This window comes from Vibrio sp. 10N.222.49.A3 (assembly GCF_041475145.1).
Taxonomy (GTDB): domain Bacteria; phylum Pseudomonadota; class Gammaproteobacteria; order Enterobacterales; family Vibrionaceae; genus Vibrio; species Vibrio tasmaniensis_A.
Genome location: NZ_JBFRVM010000003.1, coordinates 63,683 through 72,720, shown reverse-complemented (window position 1 = coordinate 72,720; position 9,038 = coordinate 63,683). Strand labels below are relative to the sequence as shown.

General features: G+C 42.8%; 9 protein-coding genes. 5 read left to right on the top strand and 4 right to left on the bottom strand.

Features of this window, described 5'->3' with window-relative positions; genetic code table 11:
* From AB4589_RS00370 to AB4589_RS00355, 4 genes are all read left to right on the top strand, one after another.
* Positions 1-810, top strand: an 810-nt coding sequence (locus tag AB4589_RS00370; RefSeq protein WP_372099079.1) for a thymidylate synthase, incomplete at its 5' end; no start/stop codon positions are given.
* Positions 811-825: 15 nt separating this feature from the next.
* The gene (locus AB4589_RS00365; protein ID WP_372099078.1) at positions 826-2,064 is read left to right on the top strand and encodes an MFS transporter; all 1,239 of its coding nucleotides are present in this window, start codon (positions 826-828) and stop codon (positions 2,062-2,064) included.
* Complete coding sequence (locus AB4589_RS00360; protein WP_372099077.1) at positions 2,048-3,316, top strand: ATP-grasp domain-containing protein; 1,269 nt, start codon at positions 2,048-2,050, stop codon at positions 3,314-3,316. Before AB4589_RS00365 ends, AB4589_RS00360 begins: the two co-directional genes overlap by 17 nt.
* The gene (locus tag AB4589_RS00355) at positions 3,313-4,473 is read left to right on the top strand and encodes an ATP-grasp domain-containing protein (protein ID WP_372099076.1); all 1,161 of its coding nucleotides are present in this window, start codon (positions 3,313-3,315) and stop codon (positions 4,471-4,473) included. Before AB4589_RS00360 ends, AB4589_RS00355 begins: the two co-directional genes overlap by 4 nt.
* A 315-nt stretch (positions 4,474-4,788) precedes the next feature.
* Here AB4589_RS00355 and maiA read toward each other — a convergent pair whose 3' ends face one another.
* The 4 genes from maiA to hppD are packed head-to-tail and all read right to left on the bottom strand — an operon-like array spanning position 4,789 to position 8,761.
* Positions 4,789-5,493: a maleylacetoacetate isomerase gene (gene maiA / locus AB4589_RS00350; protein ID WP_372099075.1), complete on the bottom strand. Its 705-nt coding sequence runs from the start codon at positions 5,491-5,493 to the stop codon at positions 4,789-4,791.
* Between the two features lie 21 nt (positions 5,494-5,514).
* On the bottom strand, positions 5,515-6,552 hold the full coding sequence (locus AB4589_RS00345; RefSeq protein ID WP_372099074.1) for a fumarylacetoacetate hydrolase family protein: 1,038 nt from the start codon (positions 6,550-6,552) through the stop codon (positions 5,515-5,517).
* Positions 6,553-6,564: 12 nt separating this feature from the next.
* The gene (locus AB4589_RS00340; protein ID WP_017075602.1) at positions 6,565-7,695 is read right to left on the bottom strand and encodes a homogentisate 1,2-dioxygenase; all 1,131 of its coding nucleotides are present in this window, start codon (positions 7,693-7,695) and stop codon (positions 6,565-6,567) included.
* Complete coding sequence (hppD, locus tag AB4589_RS00335) at positions 7,688-8,761, bottom strand: 4-hydroxyphenylpyruvate dioxygenase (RefSeq protein WP_076654173.1); 1,074 nt, start codon at positions 8,759-8,761, stop codon at positions 7,688-7,690. The genes AB4589_RS00340 and hppD overlap by 8 nt, the downstream gene beginning before the upstream one ends.
* 88 nt (positions 8,762-8,849) lie before the next feature.
* Here hppD and AB4589_RS00330 point away from each other — a divergent pair, with 88 nt between their 5' ends.
* The gene (locus tag AB4589_RS00330; protein WP_135381105.1) at positions 8,850-9,032 is read left to right on the top strand and encodes a hypothetical protein; all 183 of its coding nucleotides are present in this window, start codon (positions 8,850-8,852) and stop codon (positions 9,030-9,032) included.
* Positions 9,033-9,038 lie beyond the last annotated feature (6 nt).

Here is a 9,038-nt window from a genome sequence, read left to right as displayed (position 1 = left end):
CTAACTGGAGCAGATCAGAGACCTCGTTTGCGTAAGTGGAATGGGAATACCGACCAGTTTGAAGGGGTGATTAAGCGACTTAAAGAAGACCCTGTAACCAAACGAGCTGTAATGAACATCTTTGACCCATCGAGTGATTATAGAGAAACCAAAGATGTCCCTTGTAATAACTGGCTGCATTTCATACAAAGAAATGGTTACTTAGATCTTAATGTTGCTGTAAGAGCGAATGATGCAATTTGGGGCTTCAGCGGAATTAATTTCTTCGAATGGAGTGTTCTACATGAGTTAGTAGCAACAACAATGGGGTGGCGTGTAGGTACATTATCTTGGTTTGTCGGTACTTTTCATATTTACAATCGACACTTCAACACAGCATCGAAACTTGCTCATATTGAAAACCCTAAAAGCATGTATGAGTGTGGAGTGGGTCACACAAATATTACAACAACATTACATGATTTGGATAGTGTCTTAGATATGGTATTTGAATCTGAAAAATACTCTAAAACCGGCAACTTCAATAAGTCATTAGAAATTGAGAAGAAGATCAATGACAAATTCTTTTGTAACTCTGCAAAGTTTTTAAAAATCTTCAATGCTTTGAAACTAGGTGTAGACCAGGAGATCATCAAATCATTTGTAAATGAATTGGCTGGTGATGATTTCAAAATTGCTGCAATTGAGTACCTTAGCAGAAAATGGAAATGCACAGAATATCTCTATGAAATTCATAATATTTCGCCTGAATTTTATTATGCTTTCAAACAAATGCAAGAACAAACAACTGAATTTGAAATGATAATATAAAAAGTGGGTCTCAGCATGAATAAAACATTTAATGTATCCATTCCTAATTTAGGTCATTCTAAGCTATTCGTTACATCTGCAATTTTGAATGCTACAGGTGGCGGCTTAGTAATGGCTTTTATGTTACTTTACTTCAGTGAAGTGACTGATATTAGCCTTTCAGTAATTGGTGTTTCAATCACAATTGGTAGGGTTCTATCATCTATTTTCCCTATGTTTATAGGTCGTTGGCTAGATGATTATGGGCCTAAAAACATTTCTATACTTGGTGAATTTATTACAGGCATTGGCTTTCTTATATGTATTTATGCTAGAGATCCTTTTCTCATTATCGTTTCCCAATTTTTCATCCAAGCTGGCTCGCATAGTTACTGGACATGCAGTAGAGGGCTAGTAACTTTAGCATCTAGTGGAAAAGGAATTCATACTTGGTTTGGACTAATTTCTTCAATAAGAAATGTAGGCCTTGGAACTGGTACTTTAATAAGTTCTATAGCTTTCACAAGTGATTCTTTAGATAGGCTACATCTCCTTATTTTGGCCTCATCAATACTTTACTTTATCTCATGTGTAGTTTTATATATGTGGAAACCAAATGAGGTTGAAGTAAAAGTAAGTACTTCAATTAATTCAAAGGCAGAGAGGAAAAATTTTCTAACTGTTTTAAGTGATGAGTTATACCGAAGCCTGTTACTAATTAACTTTGGGTTTGTTTTGTCTGCGATGGTGATTCCTATTGTAATCGTATTGTATTGCACAAAATACTTAGGTTTACCTGCAGCATTTGGGGGTGGCCTAGTAATACTAAATACAGTAATTGTCATATTATGCAGTACTCATGTAGCTTTTTGGACCAAGTCTAATGACAAAGTTTATAATTTAAAAAAGTCATTTGTTATAAATGTACTTTCATTTGTATTGTTTTGGTGCGCTAGTTTATTTGTTGATAATACTATTATCATAGGTCTTATTCTTATATTTGCGATGATTGTTTATACAGTGGCTGAAATGATTTCTTCACCAGCCATCAACGTTTTGAGTATAGAGTTAGCTCCCAGTGTGGATAATGGTAATTATATGGCTGCGTTCCAAATGACTTGGTCTATTGGTATGGCAGTTACGCCTGCACTTTTTGGTTGGTTAATGGATGTTGGCACGCATTTTATGTGGGGAACGGTAATTTTCTTAATGATTGTTATTTGGGCTATTGGGTTCAAAAAATTCAAGGTAGGTGAATATGTCTATTCAAACTAAATTTACACAACGTTCTATTCTAATAATCGAGCCGATGGGAGCTGGTGGAGAACTTCTACTAAAAGCAGTTAAAGAAGGTGGGTTTAAATCAATTGTTGCAACTACAGAGGAGGTTTACTCCAATTATCTACAACACTTAACAGACCTTATTGATATTGTTGTTTTTGTTGACTTTTCAGAAGGACCCTCAGCAGTGAATTGTCTCGTTGCAAAAGGAAAAGAATATACCGTATCGGGGGTTGTTGTCGCATGGGAGTTCTTGACAGATGTTGCAGCTGAAGTTGCATACGAGCTTAACTTACCAGGACCAGATGTTGCTTTAGCTAAAGCTAGGAGAAATAAATTTGTAATGCAAGAAGTTCTAGGTGATGCAGGATGCCGTATCCCAAAACTAATTGCTAAGCTGAGTCGTGGAAATCAACTTACCGAACTTCATCATGAGGAGTTAAATTACCCAGTAGTTGTAAAACCGGCTGAAAATGCTGCGTCATTTGGTGTGAGCGTTGTTAGTAACTATTGTGATTTTCCAATGGCTATTAAAAATGCGGGTCAATGGACGCATGAGTACCCTCATGGAATCCCTTTTAGTGATGAAATATTGGTTCAGGAGTATATACCAGGTAATGAATTTAGTGTTGAAGCTGTCTCTATCAACGGTAAGTTTTGCCCTTGGGGTGTAACTATGAAGTTTACAACAACTGGAAGTGCACGTGCTGAAACTGGTCATATATTCCCAGCTCCAATACCTAAAGATTTACAACAAAAGATCCTTTCTCTAGCCGAAAAAGCAACAAGAGCTCTAGGGGTTTCAAATGGTATAAGCCACACAGAGATTAAACTGGATAAAAATGGTGAGCCTACAATCCTAGAAAGCTGCCCTCGCCCAGCCGGTGATTACATACCAAAACTAGTAGCACTAGCAACCAATGAAAACCCACTTTTGGTTTACGTGAAACAATCTGCCGGATGCCTTGACGTTAATTTTTCTCCCTCAAGACCAATAAGATATGTTGGAATAAGTTTTTTAAGACCGAACAAAGAAGGTACATTAAAAAAAGTTACAATGTGCAATAAGTTAACTTCGGGGGAAATATTAGAATCTCGTGTTACGGTAAATTATGAGGCACTGGTTAGCCCTGGCTCTACAAATATCGAACGTATTGGCTGGGCGATTATGGCATCAAATGAATCAAGCGGTATAACTGTCGCGATGGATGAGTTCATTGCGAATACAGAGGTTTGCATAGCATGAACGAAAAATCGAGCTTATGTGTAAGATCACTGGATGTATCTCAAGGTACCCCTTTTCTTCAAGAAGCATGGGATAAGATAAAACAAGCAAACCCTATGTCCGACTTTCTACTACTAGACCAACCTTTAACTGAAAGCGTTAGTCTTAAAGGTGCTGCAACGGATACTGCGTGTGTGTTGAATACTCAGTACAATCAAGTGGTATCCTGGTCCATACCAAACGAGCGTACCATTGAAGATATAACCAGTTTCAATACAAAGTCGAGTATACCCGGCCCATTAAATGCTGTTTATAGGCTATCTGATAAACGAGCAACAAAGGTATTGTTCGAACAGTATGATTTGCCAACTCCTTCTTGGGAAATTCTAGATAGAGAGTTTACGAGAGGCGAATTAATAAAGGGCAATGAGCGTGTTGAATTAGAATGCAGACTCTTAAATCACCTGTCATTTCCGCTAGTTGTTAAACCATTATGGAATTGCATGGGGCATGGTGTAGAGGTCATCTTTAATGAGGAAGATTTGTCGGTAGAGTTGAGTAAGAATGGGAACCAGTCAATTCTTGTTGAGAAGTTCATTGATGGCGACCTCGGTTGCATAGAAATAATTGGAAAACCAGGTTCTTACTTTTTTCAACCGCCATGCCTTACGGGTCACAGTAAGGGGGGGGCGATTTCTAACTTTGATACAATCAGAGTGTCTCATGAAAATTTATTCAAGCTTTCATTAAGTTTAGAGATTAAGAATAAGCTAATCAACCTATTAACGTCGCTTCAGTTTTCTGGGGCATGTTGTGTTGATTTTATTTCAAATGAAAGTGGTATCTATTTACTTGAAATAAACCCTAGAATCAGTGGCATTAGCTGCTTAAGTTCAGCGGCTAGTGGTGTTAATAGCTTTGAGGCTACCTATTTAATTTCTACCCATCAATGGGGGGAAGATACTAAACCTGAGGCTAACCACCTAGTTGGAGCTATTCAATTAGGGGGAGTATCAGCTACCAAAGCAATTCATTATATACGAAATTCCAACAGTAGATTGAAAGTATACCGAGACAACATTATCACAGTTGATGATTATTCATCTCATAGTGCAATAATTGGTGGTGATTTATGTGATATAGAAAGTCTATTACTGATAATAGAAAGTTTGGATTAATTGTACTAATTAAAAACTTTTATGACAGGCACTTTTCAAATAAGTGCCTGTCATATTATGTCTGGGTTAGATTATTTTCAGCCCGATTATATTTCCCCGAAATTTACCTCTGCCGAACTCAAAACCATCATTATAAGCATTCTAAAGCACGTTGAAATAACTGATTCCAATATATCTTCCGTCAGTTCAGTAATCGTTTGGTGGCGCAAAGGTGAGTATTTACGATGAGGTCAAGCATAACCTAAAATAAATACCTGCTAGTACATAGCCATTACCGTTGGAGTCAACTGTTAATTGTTAATTGTTGCTATACGCTTACGTAGTTACATTCGCATCCGCTTGGTTCTCTGGCATCGCCTCAATAAAAGCGGGCAACTGGTTACACGCTTCGACTATCGAGTTAATCAGCGGATAAGGTGACATATCAACGCCAAAGCGCAGCGCGTTATACACCTGCGGCACCAAGCAGATATCGACAATACAGGGAGAACCCGAGAAGCTATACACCGAGTCGCCATGTGCTTTCCTGTGCTTCGCTAACTTCTCTTCTAGTGCACTGAAGCCTTGACTCATCCAATAGTGAAGCCAATCCATTTTTACCTCTTGCTCGCACGACAATTCCCGCTCCAAATACTGCAGCACACGCAGGTTATTCAGAGGATGAATTTCCATCGCGATATCCTGAGCCATTGCCAACGCTTGATAGCGCAGTGGTGTTTGCTCAGGAATCAACAAGGAGTCTGGGCTGCTCTCACACAAATAGCTTTCGTCCAAGTATTGCAAAATCGTCAGCGACTGATTGAGTTGAACGTCACCATCCACCAGCACAGGCACTAACTCACTGGCATTGAGTTCGCGATATTGTGGTTCATGCTGCTCGCCGCCATTACGCACCAAATGCACCGATTTCGACTCATAGTTTAGCTGTTTTAGGTTCAATCCGATACGCACTCGATAGGCTGCAGATGAGCGCCAGTAACCGTAAAGTATAATGTTCTTGTTCACGATGCTCTCGCTCATACTGAAATCCTATTACGTAGATTATAACGCCCGATACTGGCTCACTTTTTGGTCTATCGCGCCAAAAATAGAATTACCCGCCACATCGAACATCTCAAGCTTGATCGAGTCACCAAACGACATGAATTGAGTCGAAGGCTTACCATCGCGAATCGTCTCTATCATGCGAACTTCAGCTATGCATGAATAACCCACACCGCCCTCGGTAATTGAGGTGCCATGGTCAGTGCCTTGCTTATTGGAAACCGTGCCAGAGCCAATGATTGCACCTGCTGACAATGGGCGAGTCTTCGCGGCATGCACCACTAGCTCTGCAAAGTTGAAAGTCATATCTATTCCGGCATTCGGACAACCAAAAGGCTGGTCGTTGTAGGTCGATATCAACGATAGATGTACCTTGCTGCCTTTCCATTGCTCGCCAAGCTCATCAGGTGTTACCGCAACTGGGGAGAACGCCGAAGAAGGCTTAGACTGGAAGAAACCAAAGCCTTTCGCGAGCTCAGCCGGAATCAAACCGCGCAGCGACACATCGTTCACCAACATCAGTAATCGAATCGACTCGTGCGCCTGTTTAGCACTGGCACCCATTGGCACGTCACCGGTGACAATCGCAACCTCACCTTCGAAATCGATGCCCCACTCGTCGCTGGCAAACTCGATGTTGTCACGAGGGCCGATAAAGGCATCTGAACCGCCTTGATACATTAATGGATCGACCCAGAAGCTTTCTGGCATTTCAGCACCACGTGCTTTACGCACCAATTCAACGTGGTTTACATACGCGCTGCCATCAGCCCATTGATAAGCACGTGGCAGAGGCGATTCACAATACTGAGGTGCAAACACTTCACTGCCTGTCACATGCCCGTTGTTTAACGAGGTGTATAACTCTTCTAACTGAGAAGCAACGCTATCCCAGTTATCCAAAGCTACTTGCATGGTTGCCACCAGATGCATCGCATGGAAGATTTCGGTGGCAGCTACACATTGTTTAAGATCTTTACTTACGACCATCAGTAGACCGTCGCGAGTGCCATTTTTCTTGCTTGCTAATTTCATCCTTGTTGCCCCTTACTTCTCTTGCCAACTGTAGACATATTCTTTGTTCTCAACGCTATCGAGTTCGTCAGAGAACTGCAGTGCATGGCGAGTATCAATCATCACCGCCACTTCGTCGGTGAACTTCTTCTTATGCGCCTGACCCGCTTTAAAAGCCTTTGGATGAGGCCCATGCGTGAAACCCGCGGGGTGGAAAGTCACCATGCCTGCTTCAATATTGTCGCGGCTGAAGAAGTCCCCCGCGTGATAGAAAAGCACTTCGTCATAATCATCATTGTTGTGGTAGAACGGCACTTTCAGCGCACCGGGATCGCTCTCAATCGGGCGTGGTACAAAGGTGCACACCACAAAGCCTGCGCCAACAAACGTAGTGTGCGCAGAAGGTGGCAAGTGGTAGCGGTGTGACATCAGCGGTCTGATATCGCGCCAATTCACTTTCACCACGGCCAAATCACCATGCCAGCCAATTGCATCCAATGGATTGAACGGATAAGTGATCACGCTAACTTTGTCGTGGCGCTTCACCTGAACCTGAGTCTGGTTTTCTGAATACTGAGCGCGGAATTGATCGTTGATTGAAGGGATATCGAGTACCGCCGGATCAAACACCGCATGATTGCCGACCATGCCTTTCTCTGGCAGGGAGTAAGCCGCGTCTGTATTCTCAATCATCAAGATAAACATCGGCTCGCTTGGCTCTAAACGCCAGTTGGTCGAGCGCGGGATCATCACGTAGTCCCCTTCACTCACTGCTAGATGACCATAGTCACAATAGAGATCGGCGCTGCCTTGGTGAATGAACAGCAGCTCATCGCCGTCAGAGTTACGCACTAAGAAATCCATCTTCTCATCCATGCGCCATACGCGGATTTTGCAGTCCGCATTGTGCAAAAGATGAGGCACCGCCCAAGGGGTTATCTGGCTGGCTTTTTCCACCAGCGTAAAATCAAAAGCGCGAGGGCGTAAATCCCCCTCCCACTCCGACCAACCTGTTGGGGCATGCTGGTGATGAAAGTGAGCGGCAGGGCCAAAGAATCCACTTCGGCCCGCTTCTCGCTCATAAATTGCCTCTTCGGGGAAGTCGGCGTGCGCTTGTTTAGAGCACACCCCCTCCCGATGAGGAAACGAGATCCATTTATGCATCGTCTAATACTCCTCGACGAATCTGGTCCTCTTCAATCGATTCAAACAGCGCCTTGAAGTTACCTTCACCAAAGCCTTCGTTGCCTTTGCGCTGAATGATTTCAAAGAACACAGGCCCAATTACCGTCTGTGTGAAAATTTGCAGCAAGATGCCGTCTTTGGTCGGCGCGCCATCAATCAGAACACGCAGGTCGCGCAGCAAATCAGTGTCTTCCCCGTGGCCTTTCACACGATCGTCAACTTTCTCATAGTAGGTATCAGGGGTTGGCATAAAGTCCATACCGCGATCACGCAGAGTCTTCACGGTTTTGTAGATGTCATCCGTTGCGAGTGCGATGTGTTGGATACCTTCGCCGTTGTATTCGCGAATAAACTCTTCGATTTGTGATTTGTCGTCGGAAGACTCATTGATAGGGATACGGATTTTGCCACACGGTGAGGTCATGGCGCGGCTCACAAGGCCTGTCAGCTTGCCTTCAATGTCGAAGTAACGAATCTCGCGGAAGTTACCAAGACGCTCATAGAACCCAGACCACACATCCATATTGCCTTGCTTAACGTTGTGCGTGAGGTGGTCGATTTCATACAAACCAACATTGGCTTCGGCCATGCGCTGTTCCGCATCGTCATAGAATCGGAAGTCGACGTCGTAGATACTCTGCTTGCCATAACGATCCACAAAATAGAGCAGGCTTTCACCGATGCCGTAAATGGCAGGAATGCTCAGTTCCATCGGCCCTATTTCTGTCTTGTACTCTTCACCGCCGCCCTTAAACGCTTGCTCCATTGCAGCGGTTGCTTCATTGACACGAAAAGCCATGCCACAGACCGATGGCCCATGCACTTTAGCGAACGCTTCCGCTTGGCTGTGAGGCTGTTCATTGACGATAAAGTTGATGTCACCTTGTCGATACAGCCAAGCCTCTTTTGAGCGGTGCTTGGCGATCTCAGCAAAACCAAGTGACACAAACAGCGCTTTAAGTTGCTCAATTCCCTTGTGGTCAACGGCCGTGTATTCAACAAACTCGAATCCATCCGTGCCAAGCGGGTTGTATGACTCCACCATGAACTTTCTCCTTGTACCTATCGGTTTTGTGTTGTGTTGTGTATTTTTTGTCCTTAATTAAATTTGGCCCACAAGCCGAGATAATGGAATGGGTGGAGGAAAATGGGCAATTTCGATGAAACCTTGTCAGTTTGTAAAATATTTGTTACACACAAACTGTCAAGACAAGAAAGTGAGTGCTATCAAGGGATTGAAAGATGGTGGTTTGATTTACAGCAGAGCAAGAGATGTTATTGAATTGTTACATGCATCCTTTTATCAGCTAAGGTAATAAATC

Bases quoted from the DNA above. Each gene is read 5' to 3' on its own strand.
- AB4589_RS00365 (WP_372099078.1), top strand. From the start codon at position 826: ATGAATAAAACATTTAATGTATCCATTCCTAATTTAGGTCATTCTAAG.
- AB4589_RS00360 (WP_372099077.1), top strand. From the start codon at position 2,048: ATGTCTATTCAAACTAAATTTACACAACGTTCTATTCTAATAATCGAG.
- AB4589_RS00355 (WP_372099076.1), top strand. From the start codon at position 3,313: ATGAACGAAAAATCGAGCTTATGTGTAAGATCACTGGATGTATCTCAA.
- maiA (WP_372099075.1), bottom strand. From the start codon at position 5,493: ATGAGCGAGAGCATCGTGAACAAGAACATTATACTTTACGGTTACTGG.
- AB4589_RS00345 (WP_372099074.1), bottom strand. From the start codon at position 6,552: ATGAAATTAGCAAGCAAGAAAAATGGCACTCGCGACGGTCTACTGATG.
- AB4589_RS00340 (WP_017075602.1), bottom strand. From the start codon at position 7,695: ATGCATAAATGGATCTCGTTTCCTCATCGGGAGGGGGTGTGCTCTAAA.
- hppD (WP_076654173.1), bottom strand. From the start codon at position 8,761: ATGGTGGAGTCATACAACCCGCTTGGCACGGATGGATTCGAGTTTGTT.
- AB4589_RS00330 (WP_135381105.1), top strand. From the start codon at position 8,850: ATGGGTGGAGGAAAATGGGCAATTTCGATGAAACCTTGTCAGTTTGTA.